Source organism: Anoxybacillus pushchinoensis, assembly GCF_900111795.1.
GTDB lineage: Bacteria > Bacillota > Bacilli > Bacillales > Anoxybacillaceae > Anoxybacillus > Anoxybacillus pushchinoensis.
This window is the reverse complement of sequence record NZ_FOJQ01000003.1, coordinates 79,778-94,829: the sequence shown is the minus strand read 5'-3', so window position 1 is coordinate 94,829 and position 15,052 is coordinate 79,778. Positions and strand designations below refer to the sequence as shown.

Here is a 15,052-nt window from a genome sequence, read left to right as displayed (position 1 = left end):
TCCCAAGAGGGAAATATCAAGGCGTTTGGTTTGGCGAAGTCGCATGTAGAAAGACTGGAAGTTTCGATATTAAAGGCAAGGACGGAAAGCGTATCGCACAAGGAATAAATTATAGATATGTCCAAGTCATTCAGCGATTTGACGGATATGCTTATGGAAAGGGGGTGGCGGAACTTGCGTAAGGCAATTCCTCCCCGTGCCTAAAGGCAGGGGCTTCCTTGCGTAAGTTTCGTGAAATACATGTTTCATACGCAAACATACACAGGGACAAGAGAGGAAAATTATACACTTGTCATCGAACAACTGAAAGCGTTAATTTCAGATGAAAAAAATATTGTAGCGAACTTAGCGAACGCTTCCGCTTTATTGAATTATTTTTTGCACGATATTAATTGGGTCGGTTTTTATGTAGCAGAAGGAAACGAACTCGTTCTCGGACCTTTTCAAGGGCTCCCAGCGTGTGTACGTATCCCGTTCGGCAAAGGCGTGTGCGGAACTGCAGCTAATGAGAAAAGAACGATGCGCGTCGCAGATGTTCATGCATTTCCGGGGCACATCGCATGCGATGCCGCATCTCAATCTGAAATTGTTGTTCCAATGATTAAAAATGGTCGCGTCATCGGAGTGCTTGATATCGATAGCCCAATAAAAAGCCGTTTCGATGAGATGGATGAACAGTATTTAGAGCGGTTTGTCGAAACGCTCGTACATCATCTTGACGTATAAAAGAGGCCGATAAACACGGCCTCTTTTATATTACTCTTGGACAACGACTCGGTTTTTCCCTGTCCGTTTCGCTGTATATAACGCCTCATCCGCACGATTAAATAACTCTTTAACAGAGTGAGCGCGATTTTTCTTCCAGTACGATACTCCACACGAAATAGTTACAGGTGGATCAGTTAATTCTCGAACTTTTTGCACAAGCCGATTCGCAATCGATAAACCTGTATGAACCGACACCTTCGGCAAATAAATGGCGAGTTCTTCCCCTCCCCACCGAGCGCCAATGTCGTTTTGACGGATGTTCGCTTTAATAATATTTGCTACTTGAATGATGATTTCATCGCCTACTTGATGCCCATACGTATCATTTATTTTTTTGAAATTATCAATGTCTATTAAAATAAATGTGCCTAGACCATCCTCTTCCATCGAACGTTGGATACGTTCGTCTAAGTAATGGCGTGCATATAAGTTTGTTAGCCGATCCGTAATCACCATACGCTCTAGCTCTTCACGCAACGCCGCGTTTGTAAACGCCAATGTAGAGTGATGAATGAGCGACTGTAACAATTTGAACATATCAAATGAGAAATGATACGCCTCCTGATGCAATACAATCGCTACACCTTTCATCATGCCGCGCATCATCGGTACAGCCATAAGTGAACGAAATCGCTTCGTATGGTCGCTATGAATTTTTACATCACCTAAAAATAGAGTATCACGAGCATTTTGAATACGGCGGAAAACGAAATCAACATATATTCTCGCTTCCTTTGATTCGAAAAACGGCGTACTTCCAGGGAGTACTTTTCGCTCTTTCTCTTGCAAAAGAATAAAACCGACTTCCTGCGCATCAAATGACGTTTTGATTTTCTCAATCATAAACTTTAATGCGTCTTGGAATCGTAAATTCGTATTCAAATGATGGATCGTCTCGTTAATGAGTTGCAAATCGGCGATTAACCGTTTAGACTGCTCATATAGCTTAGCATTTTCTAATGCGCTACCGGCCGTATTTGCCAGCAAGGAGATGAAGCGGATTTCCCTTTCTGGCAACTCCATCACCGTTGGGGCGATCATCTCAATTACCCCGTAAATTCCTTGCGCTCCTTTAATGGGTGCATAAATGACGGACCGTTTATGAACGAGCGAATCATAGAGCTGAATATGTCCAGTAACATATGCTTTCATCGCCCCCATATGCTCGTCTTCGTTTTCAAACGTAAGCAGTTTGATCGGCAAATCGCGATCTGTTGTACTATCGTGTGATAAAAATAGATGGCACGTAAACGCCGGATACACGTCCTTTAACGTTTTCACAATTTCTTCAAGCACATCACCAATATTCATCGAGGCATGAATTTTTGTTGTCGCTCGATGCAACTGTTCATATCTTTTTTCCTCACTCAATACTTCAGATACTTTACGAATACGGGCAAACACTTTTAAAAAATCGTGTTTCATTTGTTTAATAAACGATGTTGGTAGCATATCCCGCTCATGTATGCGAAAACGAACGAGACTGCATGAATCTTCTGGAAAATACACCCCGAACTGCACCGTTTTAATCTCGCTTCCGTCATCAATAATCATAACGTCGTCAAACTGTTCTTTTAGATGACTATCAAATGGAATCGAGGCATGTTCCCGGCGCTGCTTAATCATACAGTCAGTCGTCACTTCAGGCTCAAAAGCATGTTTAAACGGGTTAAGTACGTAAAAGGTGACATCTAACAAATGAAACTCTTTTTGTAATAAGGTGATGAGCGCTTGAATGATGCGAGGTAAATCTGTAAAATCTTCTTCAGTCAAAAACCAGTCAAAAAACTTTTGTTTAAATATGGCATATTGATCGCGTTGTTGAACGTTCATTTTCTCCACTCACCCGCACATACTCCCACTCTTTATATGTATAAACCATATAAATGGATCTTCACCGAAAGTTGTACTTGACTATTTCAGAACACGCCTTCTCTGTACTTATAAGAAAAAATCAGTAAATCAGATTTTTCGTACACGGCGGCTCAAGAAAATCCTCCGCTTGTCAAGTACATGTTGTGGTGATGAACCATATAAATAAAAAAATGAAAGTATTTGTCATATTTCTAAAACCTAAGACCTATTTATTATATCATACCATAATCCTTACCATAAAGACTATACAAAAATGATTGACTTAGACGTAAAAAAAAATTATAATAGCCTTTGTGTAAAATATTGCAGCCTTTGTGCTCACGTTTGTATGTCCATTTTGTTCCCCGTAGAGAACATTCGTCTCTAACTGGAGGCTGTATCGTGTAACTCTCAGCTGCTAGGGCGAGGATACATGAAAACAAAATGGCGATAAATAGTGAGGCACGACTGTTTTTATTTTACAAAAAATAAAAACAAAGGAGGAGCATTTATGGCTCGTTATACAGGTCCAACATGGAAAATTTCTCGCCGCCTTGGCATTTCGTTAAGCGGAACAGGTAAAGAATTACAAAAACGTCCTTATCCACCAGGTCAACATGGTCCAGGACAACGTAAAAAATTATCTGAATATGGCATGCAACTTCAAGAGAAGCAAAAGCTTCGCCATATGTACGGTGTCAATGAACGTCAATTCCGTAAAACGTTCGAAGAAGCAGGAAAAATGGCTGGTAAGCACGGTGAAAACTTCATGATTTTACTTGAGTCCCGTTTAGACAACCTTGTTTACCGTTTAGGTTTTGCGCGCACTCGCCGTCAAGCTCGCCAATTAGTAAACCATGGTCACATTTTAGTTGACGGCAACCGTGTGGATATCCCATCTTATCGCGTGAAACCAGGTCAAACAATTTCTGTTCGCGAAAAATCTCGCAACCTTCAAATTATTAAAGAAGCGCTTGAAGTAAACAACTTCGTACCTGACTACTTAACGCTTGATGCAGACAAATTAGAAGGTACTTACACTCGCTTACCAGAGCGTTCTGAATTACCTGCTGAAATTAACGAAGCATTAATCGTTGAGTTCTACTCTCGTTAATAAAAAATCCTCTCTGCCAAAGCAGAGAGGATTTTTTATGCGTAACGAATTAAATAATATTTTTTCTTACCGCGCCGAATAATTGTAAAGCGACCTTCAATGCGATTTGCATCTGTCATGACTTTATTCACATCTTGCACACGTTCACCGTTTACGTAAATAGCTCCATTTGTTACATCTTCACGCGCTCGGCGCTTCGATGAACAAATACCGCTCGCTACAAGCAAATCAACAAGCGCCACTTCCTTTTCATGACATACATACGATGGGACATCTTTAAATCCTTGCTCAATTTCATTCGCTGTTAATTTCGCCACTTCCCCGCTAAATAACGCCTCAGAAATGTTAATCGCCTGTCGCAATGCTTCTTCTCCGTGAACGAGACGCGTCATCTCAGTAGCTAAAGCTTTTTGCGCCGCACGTTTTTCTGGCGATTCAGCTGTTTGTTTTTCCAATTCGATAATTTCTTCATGTGATAAAAACGTGAAGTATTTCAAATATTTTACGACATCACGGTCATCTGTATTAATCCAAAATTGGTAAAATTCATATGGGGATGTTTTGTCAGCATCAAGCCATACCGCTCCACCTTCTGTTTTACCAAACTTCGTCCCATCTGCTTTTGTGACGAGCGGAACGGTTAATCCAAACACTTTTGCATCTTCTTCTGTTTTTCGGATGAGTTCCAACCCAGCTGTAATGTTCCCCCATTGGTCACTTCCGCCTACTTGCAACTTACATCCATACATTTCGTACAGTTTTAAAAAGTCGTACGCCTGTAAAATCATATAACTAAATTCCGTAAATGAAATGCCTGTTTCTAACCGCGACTGTACGGATTCTTTTGCAAGCATATAGTTAATTCCAAAGTTTCTCCCAACATCACGCAAAAACGTAATGACATCAAGCGAACCGATCCATTCATAGTTATTTGCAATAATGGCTGGATTGTCGACTTTCTCAAAATCTAAAAAACGGCTTAGCTGTTGTTTAATTCGCTCACTGTAATAAGCGACTGTCTCTTTTTCATTTAATTTTCGCTCTGTTTTCTTTCCGCTTGGGTCTCCAATGAGTCCTGTTGCCCCACCGACGAGCGCAATCGGTTGATGCCCTGCTTGTTGGAAACGACGCAACATTAAAATCGGGAGCAAATGACCGATATGCAAACTATCTGCTGTTGGATCAAACCCGCAATATAATTTTACACGCTCCTCTGCTAGTAACGCTTTCAGTCCATCCTCATCCGTCATTTGATTAATTAAACCACGAAATTGCAAATCTTGAAGCAAATCCATCTCGACCACCCTTTCTATCCATTATTGAAATAAAAAAACTCGTCCTTCACACGAAGGGACGAGTTTTTATCGCGGTACCACCCTACTTAGAGAACACCTATGTTCTCTCGCTTCATTGCCATAACGGTCGACACCGTCTTTTGCTACTTGGCACACGCCGTTCGCAAAAGATGCTCCCGAAGGTAATTCATGCTCATCTATGCGCTAGTTCACACCAACCACTAGCTCTCTGGTCGCAGGGAGATAAGCACTACTCATTCCGATCATCGCTCAATTATTTACATGTCAGCATACTCTCTTTTATCATAAAACACAAATCGTTGTCAAGGTCTTCAAACAAATTTAGACATTTTCCGATATAAAAAAACAAATTATGATATAATAATGGAAATACAATACGGATGGGAGGTCACTATGTCAGAAAAACAAGTCCGATTTTCATGGCAAAAACTATGGCGCCATTTCACAATTACATATGAAGTCGTTTGGAATGTATGTTTAATTATATTCATCGCAAGCTTATGCGCATTTAGTTTTGCCTTCGGTGTCGGTGTCGGATATTTCGCCTCGCTTGTAAAAGATGTCAAACCGATCCCGTACAAAGAAATGAAAAAAGATATTTATAACTATGAAGAAACGACACACATTTACTTCGCCAATCGTGAATATCTTGGCTATTTCCGTTCAGATTTAGAACGCGATGAAGTCAAACTTTCGCAAGTTTCCCCTTATTTCATTCAAGCCGTCATTGCGACGGAAGATGAACATTTTTATGAACATAAAGGGGTTGTACCAAAAGCTATTATACGTGCCATTTTTCAAGAAGCAACAAACTCCTCAACACGCAGCGGAGGAAGTACATTAACACAACAACTTGTAAAAAATCAAATTTTAACAAGCGAAGTGTCGTTTGAGCGAAAAGCAAAAGAAGTATTACTTGCTTTACGCCTTGAGAAATTTTTTACGAAAGATGAAATTTTAGAAGCCTACATTAACGTTGTAACGTTTGGACGAAACGCATCCGGACGAAATATTGCTGGCGTTCAAGCTGCTGCAAAAGGCGTTTTCGGCATCGATGCGAAAGAACTCACATTGCCACAAGCGGCTTTTTTAGCAGGATTGCCACAAAGTCCATTTCGCTATACACCTTTTACAAGCAAAGGGGAGTTGAAAAACGATTTATCCCCAGCGTTAAATCGGATGAAAACTGTATTATCGCGCATGAAAAAAGCAGGATACATTTCGGAAAAACAATACAAAGAAGCGCTAGCGTATGACATTACAAAAGATTTTGTGTCTTCTTTACCCTCTCCTGTTGAAAAGTATCCTTGGCTCACGTTTGAAATCGAACGACGTGCAAAGGATATTTTTATTGATTTATTAGCGAAAAAAGACGGATACGAACGACAAGATGTACGATCAAATGATCAACTATATAGGGAATATGCTGAAAAAGCGGAAAAACAACTGCGTCAAAATGGGTATACAATTTATACGACAATTGATAAAAACATATATGAACGAATGAAAGCAATTGTTGAAAAATATCCTTACTTTGGAAGCGATACGATTGTACGAAAAAAGGATGAAAAAACAGGACAAATCGTTTCTGTTCGTCAACCAGTCGAAGTGGGAGCGATTTTAATCGAAAACAAAACAGGACGCATCATTAGTTTTGTCGGCGGACGAGATTATAAACGGGAACAGCTCAATCACGCAACACAAGCATATCGTTCAAACGGTTCAACGATGAAGCCACTTCTTGTTTATGCACCAGCGATGGAAATGGGCATCGTTCAGCCTGGCTCTGTTATCCCAGATATCGAGTTGGAAATCCCAACGAAACAAGGTCCGTACCGACCGAAAAACGCGGATGGAAAAACGCATGGCTTAACATCCGTACGTCATGCGTTGAAAAAGTCGTATAACATTCCTGCCATTCGGACGTATGCGCGCATCATCGAGCAACGCCCCATTTCCTATTTAGAAAAAATGGGCTTTACAAGTTTAACAACAGGGGATGGACACAACTTGTCACTTGCGCTTGGCGGATTGACAAAAGGGGTAACGATTGAAGAGAACGTAAACGCATACGCAACATTTGCTAATGGCGGAACGTTTATCGATGCGTACTTAATCGAAAAAATTGTCGATAAAAACGGAAATGTCGTATACGAGCATGAAACAAAGCCGGTAGAAGTATTTTCGCCACAAACGGCCTATTTAACGATTGATATGATGCGCGACGTCATTCGCTCCGGCACGGCCGCCTTTTTAAATGGCAAGCTGAAATTTTCAGCAGACTGGGCTGGAAAAACCGGAACGAGCCAAAATACGAAAGATGCTTGGTTCGTAGCAACAAACCCGAATGTTACATTCGGTATATGGATGGGATATGATACACCAAAGCCACTCGAAAAAAGTTATAAAGGACTATCATATTCCCAAAGAAACTTACTACTATGGGCGCAATTAATAAACGGGGCATACGACATTCGTCCAGAGCTGATTGCGCCACAAGAGCGATTTCACATGCCAGGTGGCATTGTACAACGTTCATATTGTGTCATTTCCGGATTACTTCCGTCAAAAACGTGCAAACGGTTCGGACTTATAGAAAGTGATTTATTCAATACCGCCTTCGTACCGAAACAAGAAGATCAGTATTTAGTGAGCGGGGCTTTCGTCGAATTAAACGGAGAACGATACGTTGCGCTTCCATCAACACCGAGGGAATTTACAAAGGAAGGCGTAATGATTGACGGTTCATTGCTTGAACAATGGGGAATTCAACATATAAAAGATATGAGCCAACTGCTTCCTCGAAACGACAAGTGGAAACATGTATTTGTAGCAAAAACACTTCAAGAAAACGGTAAAAAACCAGATCCGCTTGCAGTGCAACAAAAAGGAGCAAAGCTCGTCTGGGGCGAACATCACGAACAAGACGTCATTGGTTATCGCGTATATTACACAGCATCAGAAACAGCACCGTTTCAAGTCATCGCAACAATACGTAAAGGAGAACAAAAAAGCATACCGTTAAAACAAGGAATATATTATGTTACTGCTGTCGACATCGCTGGATTGGAATCAAATCCGTCAAATATCGTTCGCATGCTGCCTGCTACACCACCTGAGCAATCAACCGATGAACAACCGATAGACATACCGACCGAAGAGCAACCATCAACTAATTAAAAAAATCGGGCCGAGCCCGATTTTTTTAATCTTCCATTGTTGATAAGTCACCTGTCGGTAAGTTTAGCTCCCAAGCTTTTAAGACGCGACGCATAATTTTTCCACTTCTCGTTTTTGGAAGTTTGTCACGAAACTCGATTTCACGCGGTGCGGCATGTGCTGCTAAGCCTTTTTTCACAAAGTTACGAATATCTTCTTTTAATTCTTCTGACGGCTCGTACCCCTCGCGTAAAGCTACAAACGCTTTAATAATTTCACCGCGCACTGGATCCGGTTTTCCGATGACACCTGCTTCTGCAACAGCTGGATGTTCAACGAGCTTACTTTCTACTTCAAACGGACCGACACGCTCTCCAGCTGTCATAATGACGTCATCAATTCGTCCCTGGAACCAAAAATATCCGTCCTCATCCATATACGCAGAATCACCAGATACATACCAATCACCAGGCAAGAAATATGACTCATATTTTTGTGGATTGTTCCAGATAGCACGCATCATGGACGGCCAACCCTTTTTAATCGCCAAATTCCCCATACGATACGGTGGCAATTCATTTCCTTGATCATCAACAATCGCTGCTTTGACTCCTGGAATCGGCTTGCCCATCGATCCCGGTTTAATTTCCATACATGGATAGTTGCAGATGAGCTGACCTCCCGTCTCTGTCATCCACCATGTATCATGAATGCGACGGTTGAACACTTTCATTCCCCAGCGAACAACTTCTGGATTGAGCGGTTCACCAACACTTAAAATATGGCGAAGTGAACGCAAATCATATTTTTTCACAATCTCGTCCCCAGCACCCATCAACATCCGGAATGCTGTCGGTGCACTATACCATACTGTCACACCATAGTCTTCAATCGTTTTGTACCACGCTTCTGGGTTAAATCGTCCCCCTACAATGACGTTTGATGCTCCGCAAAGCCACGGACCGAAAATACCATATGATGTTCCCGTTACCCAACCTGGGTCAGCTGTGCACCAATATACATCGTCCTCTTTTAAGTCTAACACCCATTTTGCCGTTTGATAATGCTGGATCATAGCGTTATGCACATGCAATACACCTTTTGGTTTCCCTGTTGAACCAGATGTATAATGTAAAATGAGACCGTCCTCACGTCCGACCCATTCAATATCAAAATGTTTGCTTGCGGCATTCATCCGTTTTTTCAAATCAAAAAATGGGCCTTCTTCTTTCACGTCATCTCCGACTAAAAATACGTATTTTAATGCCGGTAGTTCATTGACAGGCACTCGCGGCAACAGTTCAGGTGTTGTAATAATCACTTTTGCCTCGCTATCTTCTAAACGATCACGGACTGCTCCTTCCATGAATGCCTCAAAAAGCGGCCCAACAATTGCACCAAGTTTAATTGCACCAAGCACAGAGAAATATAATTCTGGTGAACGAGGCATAAAAATAAAGACGCGATCACCTTTTTCAACATCAGCCACTTCTTTTAACACGTTGGCTACTTTGTTCGAAAACTCTTTCATTTCTTTAAATGTGTACTTTTCTTCTCTTGTCGCATCGCGATAGTAAAGAGCGACTTTGTTTTTTCGAAACGTTTCTACGTGGCGATCAATTGCTTCATACGCCATATTCACTTTTCCAGTTTCGTACCAAGAAAAGTTTTTCTCCGCCTCTGACCAGTCAAACGTTTGATACGTTTCTTCATAGTTTTTTAAATTAAAATCCCCTTGAATGACTGGTAGCGTTTCCACTTTAATCATCCCAAACTCCCCCTTGTTTGAAGTCTTTACACTCGTATTATATTATACTATAAATGATTTCTCAATTTTTAAAAAATTTTCATTTGTGTTTATTATGAAAACGATTTAATTTTTATTTTTTTATGTATAATTGAAATAAGATCATTTCAGTAGGCGGTGGGGTAATGGAGCATAAAAAAACATATAACGCAAAACAGTTAAAAACACCGAAAGGAACGTTAATTATTGAAGGGCCGATTTCTCCCGAAAAACTAGCTAGTTATGAATTTCATCACGATTTAACAGCATTTCGTCAGCCGCATCAACAACATCAAGCGCTCATTGAAATTGCTGGCCTTCCAGAAGGACGAATTATTATTGCTCGCCACGGTCATACGATCGTTGGCTACGTGACCTTTTTATATCCCGACCCGCTAGAAAGATGGTCGCAAGGGAAGATGGAAAATTTAATCGAACTTGGTGCAATTGAAGTTATCCCAGACTTTCGAGGCTGCGGTGTCGGAAAAAATTTGTTGAAAGTTGCCATGATGGATGATGCGATGGAAGATTACATCATTATTACAACAGAGTACTATTGGCATTGGGATTTAAAACGAACGGGTTTAAACGTATGGGAATATCGAAAAGTAATGGAGAAAATGATGAACGCAGGTGGACTCGTCTGGTACGCAACGGACGATCCAGAAATTTGTTCACATCCAGCTAATTGTTTAATGGCTCGAATCGGAAAACGCGTCGATCAGCAATCTATTCAAAAATTTGACCAATTACGCTTTATGAACCGCTTCATGTATTAAAAACAAAGGGGATGGGGAAATGATTGTCGAACAAATAATGAAAACGGATGTTATCGCATTAAAGCCGTCAAACACAATTGGTGATGCGCTAAATATCATCAAGCAAAAAAACATTCGTCACTTACCTATTGTCGATGATGAACAACATGTCATCGGCATCGTTACCGACCGAGATTTACGCGATGCAAGTCCGTCTATTTTCCACGCGAATGAACATCTCGAAGATTTGCAAAAACCGTTAAGCACCATTATGAAAACAAACGTCATTACAGGACATCCGCTTGACTTCGTCGAAGAAATAGCCGCTTTGTTTTACGAACACCGCATTAGCTGCATGCCCATTGTCAAAGAAAATAAACTTGTCGGCATCATTACAGAAAGCGATTTGTTGTACACACTTGTGCAACTGACAGGGGCTCACCAACCTGGATCGCAAATCGAAATTAAAGTGCCGAATCGGGCAGGAATGTTAAGCGAAGTCGCTTCTGTTTTCCAAAAACATAACATCAATATTTCAAGTGTTCTCATCTATCCTGATCAAAATGAAATGTATAAAGTTCTTGTTTTTCGTATTCAAACGATGAACCCGATGACGATTATTCATGATTTAAAGGCACAAGGATACGACGTTTTATGGCCGAACTTGCCGGGGGTTTCATCATGAGTAAAAATAGCGTATTTATTTATTCTGATGCATTCCAAACATACAAGTTCCATGATCGCCATCCGTTCAACCAGCTGCGCGTCAAACTCACGTACGACTTATTACAGACGCTGGGCGCGCTTCATGATTCACAAATTGTAGCACCACGTCTAGCAACAGACGAAGAGCTAGCACTTGTTCATGATACCGATTACATTGAAGCAGTAAAAAAAGCAGGAAGAGGACAACTGCCAGAAGAAGTTGCCCTCAATTATGGATTAGGTACAGAAGATACACCCATTTTTCCAAATATGCATGAAGCGAGCGCTCTTCTTGTTGGCGGAACATTAACAGCAGTTGATTACGTACTTTCCGGCAAGGCTGAGCATGCGCTCAGTTTAGGGGGAGGGCTCCATCATGGATTTCGTGGCAAAGCATCAGGTTTTTGCATCTACAATGATAGCTCTGTCGCCATTAAATATATGCAAGAAAAGTACGGTGTGCGTGTTTTATATGTGGATACAGATGCCCACCATGGCGACGGGGTGCAATGGACGTTTTACGATGACCCGAATGTATGCACGTTTTCAATCCATGAAACAGGGCGTTACTTATTCCCTGGTACAGGAAATGTGAATGAACGAGGACAAGGAAAAGGATATGGCTACTCTTTCAACATTCCCGTTGATGCGTTTACAGAAGATGAGTCGTGGTTAGCAGCATATACAGAAGCGCTGATCGAAATTGCTGACTTTTTCCGTCCGGACGTCATCTTGACTCAAAATGGAGTGGACGCACATTATTATGATCCATTAACACATTTGTGTACAACGATGCGTATTTATCGCGAAATTCCAAAAATCGCGCATCAAATCGCGCATCAATATTGCAACGGCCGTTGGATTGCGATCGGAGGAGGAGGGTATGACATTTGGCGCGTTGTTCCACGTGCATGGGCGTTATTATGGTTTGAAATGACAGAACAATCCGATATTTCTGAATCTTTACCGGAGGAATGGATCGCCCGCTGGCAACGGCACGCTCCCGTTTCTTTACCACTCAAGTGGGATGATCCAGAAGACTTATACCCACCTATTCCGAGAAAGGCTGAAATTTCAGAAAAAAATGCCCAAACTGTCATGAAAGCGCTCCATCCAATCCGAAGCAATAAACAACGGTTAAACTTATAACAAAATAACAAGGGTGTTCCGAAAAGTAGCGAACACCCTTTTCTATGTTCGTACGCACAGTGAGCCGCGCCGCCTATTTTGTCGAATCGCGATATTCAATACGATGCGGCAACACGACGATGTGATTGTCAACATGTTCTTTATTCATATATTTCGTTAATAGACGCATCGCCACAGCGCCAATATCGTACATCGGCTGTACAACCGTCGTCAACTTTGGACGAACCATTGTTGCTAAACGTGTATTATCAAAACCGACAACTTCCAATTCATCAGGAATGCGTACGCCGCGATCTTGCGCACCATGAATGACCCCGAGAGCCATTTCATCTGTTCCAACAAAGATCGCTGTTGGACGCTCTGCAAGTTCGGCTAACTTGTCATACGCTTCGATGCCAGAGTCATATGTGTAATCCCCTTCAACAACAAGTTCATCATCATAAGCAATGCTCGCTTCTTCTAAGGCACGACGATAACCAGCTAATTTTTTTAACCCGTTAATCGGATCATTCAGCGGACCTGTCACATATGCAATTCGTTCATGTCCTTTTTCAATAAGCATATGAACAGCATCGTAAGCCGCTTGTTCGTAGTCAATGTTGACAGACGGGATGATCTCATTTCGTTCGATTGTTGCCGCCAATACAATCGGCACATCCGATTTTTTAAACTGCTCGACATGCTCTTCCGTTATGTCGCCACCCATAAATAAAATGCCATCAACTTGTTTCGCAAGCATTGTATTTAATAAGTGCAACTCTTTTTCCTTGTTTTGATCAGAATTGCTCAAAATGATGTTATATTTATACATCGTTGCAATATCTTCAATTCCGCGCGCCATTTCTGCAAAGAAAATATTCGAAATATCGGGAATGATCACGCCAACCGTCGTCGTCTTTTTGCTTGCCAATCCACGTGCTACCGCGTTTGGACGATATCCAAGCCGTTCAATGACTTCTAACACTTTTTTTCTCGTTGATGGCTTGACGTTCGGGTTACCGTTAACTACACGCGAAACGGTCGCCATAGACACGTTTGCTTCTCTTGCTACATCATAAATTGTTACATTCATCACATACACTCCTTTTTTTATGCTCTATATATCGAAAACTGTCGTGAATCGCAATTTTATGTAAAAATATCATACGATAAATGATTACCTAAGTGCAACGTTTTCACAAGTAAATTCATAAGAAAAAGCCGGTGAACACTTCACCAGCTTTTCTTCGTTATGCTTTTACAAATTGTTTTTGGAACGACTTCAATTCCTCCATAAACTCATTGAATTGATCAATATCCATTTGTTGAGCTGAATCGGATAGGGCAACGGCTGGATCTGGATGCACTTCTGCCATCACTCCGTCAGCTCCGATCGCAAGCGCAGCTTTGGCACAAGGTAAAAGCAAATCACGGCGTCCTGTTGAATGTGTCACATCGACAAACACAGGCAAATGCGTTTCCTTTTTCAAAATCGGTACGGCTGAAATATCAAGCGTATTTCTCGTCGCTTTTTCGTACGTGCGAATTCCACGTTCACATAAAATGATTTGACCATTTCCTTGTGACATAATGTACTCTGCCGCATGGATAAACTCTTCGATCGTAGCAGCTAACCCGCGTTTTAACAATACTGGCTTATTCACTTGACCAGCTGCTTTTAACAACTCAAAGTTTTGCATATTGCGCGCTCCAATTTGAATAACATCAATGTAATCGAGCGCTTTTTCAATATCCGCAGGTGTGACGATTTCACTAATGACCGCTAAATCGAACTCGTCCGCTACCCGTTTTAAAATTTTTAATCCTTCGACTCCAAGTCCTTGGAAATCGTACGGCGATGTACGCGGCTTATACGCTCCACCGCGCAACAATTTTAACCCGTGTCGTTTAATCGCTTGCGCTACTTCCGCTACTTGTTCGTAGCTTTCAACCGCGCACGGTCCCATAACAAAATATTGATTGCCATCACCAATTTTTTCACCTTTCACGTCGACAATCGTATTTTCTGGCTTCTTCTTTCGAGATACGAGCAATGCTTTTTTATGATCGTCTTCTTGCAAATCAAGACCGGCTTTAAAAATCTCCTTAAAAATATGTTTCAACGTCGCTGTATCAAATGGTCCATCATTATGTTCTAAAATTAAATCTAACATTTTTCGTTCGCGAACAGGGTCATAAAAATACGTACCTTGTGCGTCTTTAATTTTCCCAATTTCTTGCACGAGACGCCCACGTTCATTAATTAACTTTAACAACTGCAAATTTAGCTCATCAACCTTCGCTCTCAGCTCATCTAATCGTTCGTTGCTCATTCATCTCATCCTTTCTTTATGTAAGCTAAAAAATGTGGTACATTTCTATATAATATAATTAGAGATTATTATAAACGAAGTGGGTAAAGTTGTCACCCCTTTATTTATAAAACGCGTTTAAGCAATAAAGA

The 15,052-nt window shown here is 41.2% G+C and carries 11 protein-coding genes, 1 pseudogene and 1 other annotated feature; of the genes and pseudogenes, 7 read left to right on the top strand and 5 right to left on the bottom strand.

What is annotated here, in order from left to right; all coding sequences use genetic code 11:
- Together BM213_RS01915 and BM213_RS01910 are read left to right on the top strand one after the other, a co-directional pair.
- A pseudogene (locus tag BM213_RS01915) lies at nt 1-182 on the top strand (RNA-guided endonuclease IscB); the annotation flags it as partial.
- Nucleotides 183-240: 58 nt separating this feature from the next.
- Nucleotides 241-726 (top strand): GAF domain-containing protein, encoded by a 486-nt coding sequence (locus BM213_RS01910; protein WP_091700329.1) that lies wholly within the window; start codon nt 241-243, stop codon nt 724-726.
- Between the two features lie 30 nt (nt 727-756).
- On the opposite strand, the gene BM213_RS01905 is transcribed toward BM213_RS01910, so the two are convergent.
- Nucleotides 757-2,601 carry a sensor domain-containing diguanylate cyclase gene (locus BM213_RS01905; protein WP_244149161.1) on the bottom strand — a complete coding sequence of 615 codons (1,845 nt, stop codon included), beginning with the start codon at nt 2,599-2,601 and terminating at the stop codon, nt 757-759.
- Between the two features lie 532 nt (nt 2,602-3,133).
- Here BM213_RS01905 and rpsD point away from each other — a divergent pair.
- Nucleotides 3,134-3,736 carry a 30S ribosomal protein S4 gene (gene rpsD, locus BM213_RS01895; protein WP_003398030.1) on the top strand — a complete coding sequence of 201 codons (603 nt, stop codon included), beginning with the start codon at nt 3,134-3,136 and terminating at the stop codon, nt 3,734-3,736.
- Between the two features lie 35 nt (nt 3,737-3,771).
- Here the strand turns inward: rpsD and tyrS are convergent, their stop codons facing one another.
- A complete protein-coding gene (gene tyrS, locus BM213_RS01890; RefSeq protein ID WP_091700323.1) occupies nt 3,772-5,031 on the bottom strand; it encodes a tyrosine--tRNA ligase in 1,260 nt (419 codons plus the stop codon).
- Between the two features lie 51 nt (nt 5,032-5,082).
- Nucleotides 5,083-5,307 (bottom strand) — a binding site (T-box leader).
- Between the two features lie 138 nt (nt 5,308-5,445).
- On the opposite strand from tyrS, the gene BM213_RS01885 reads away from it, so the two are divergent.
- Nucleotides 5,446-8,232, top strand: coding sequence for a transglycosylase domain-containing protein (locus BM213_RS01885; protein WP_091700320.1), 2,787 nt, complete (start codon nt 5,446-5,448; stop codon nt 8,230-8,232).
- Between the two features lie 25 nt (nt 8,233-8,257).
- Here BM213_RS01885 and acsA read toward each other — a convergent pair whose 3' ends face one another.
- Nucleotides 8,258-9,976 carry an acetate--CoA ligase gene (acsA, locus tag BM213_RS01880; protein WP_091700334.1) on the bottom strand — a complete coding sequence of 573 codons (1,719 nt, stop codon included), beginning with the start codon at nt 9,974-9,976 and terminating at the stop codon, nt 8,258-8,260.
- A 167-nt stretch (nt 9,977-10,143) separates the two neighbouring features.
- Here acsA and BM213_RS01875 point away from each other — a divergent pair, with 167 nt between their 5' ends.
- The 3 genes from BM213_RS01875 to BM213_RS01865 are packed head-to-tail and all read left to right on the top strand — an operon-like array spanning nt 10,144 to nt 12,609.
- Entirely contained in the window at nt 10,144-10,776 is a 633-nt protein-coding gene (locus BM213_RS01875; protein WP_003398366.1) for a GNAT family N-acetyltransferase, read from the top strand.
- Between the two features lie 19 nt (nt 10,777-10,795).
- The gene (locus BM213_RS01870; RefSeq protein WP_091700318.1) at nt 10,796-11,440 is read left to right on the top strand and encodes an acetoin utilization AcuB family protein; all 645 of its coding nucleotides are present in this window, start codon (nt 10,796-10,798) and stop codon (nt 11,438-11,440) included.
- Nucleotides 11,437-12,609, top strand: coding sequence for an acetoin utilization protein AcuC (locus tag BM213_RS01865; protein ID WP_091700316.1), 1,173 nt, complete (start codon nt 11,437-11,439; stop codon nt 12,607-12,609). Before BM213_RS01870 ends, BM213_RS01865 begins: the two co-directional genes overlap by 4 nt.
- A 73-nt stretch (nt 12,610-12,682) precedes the next feature.
- Here the strand turns inward: BM213_RS01865 and ccpA are convergent, their stop codons facing one another.
- Together ccpA and BM213_RS01855 are read right to left on the bottom strand one after the other, a co-directional pair.
- The gene (gene ccpA, locus BM213_RS01860) at nt 12,683-13,681 is read right to left on the bottom strand and encodes a catabolite control protein A (RefSeq protein ID WP_091700314.1); all 999 of its coding nucleotides are present in this window, start codon (nt 13,679-13,681) and stop codon (nt 12,683-12,685) included.
- Between the two features lie 157 nt (nt 13,682-13,838).
- Nucleotides 13,839-14,921: a bifunctional 3-deoxy-7-phosphoheptulonate synthase/chorismate mutase gene (locus BM213_RS01855; protein WP_003398371.1), complete on the bottom strand. Its 1,083-nt coding sequence runs from the start codon at nt 14,919-14,921 to the stop codon at nt 13,839-13,841.
- Nucleotides 14,922-15,052: the final 131 nt, after the last annotated feature.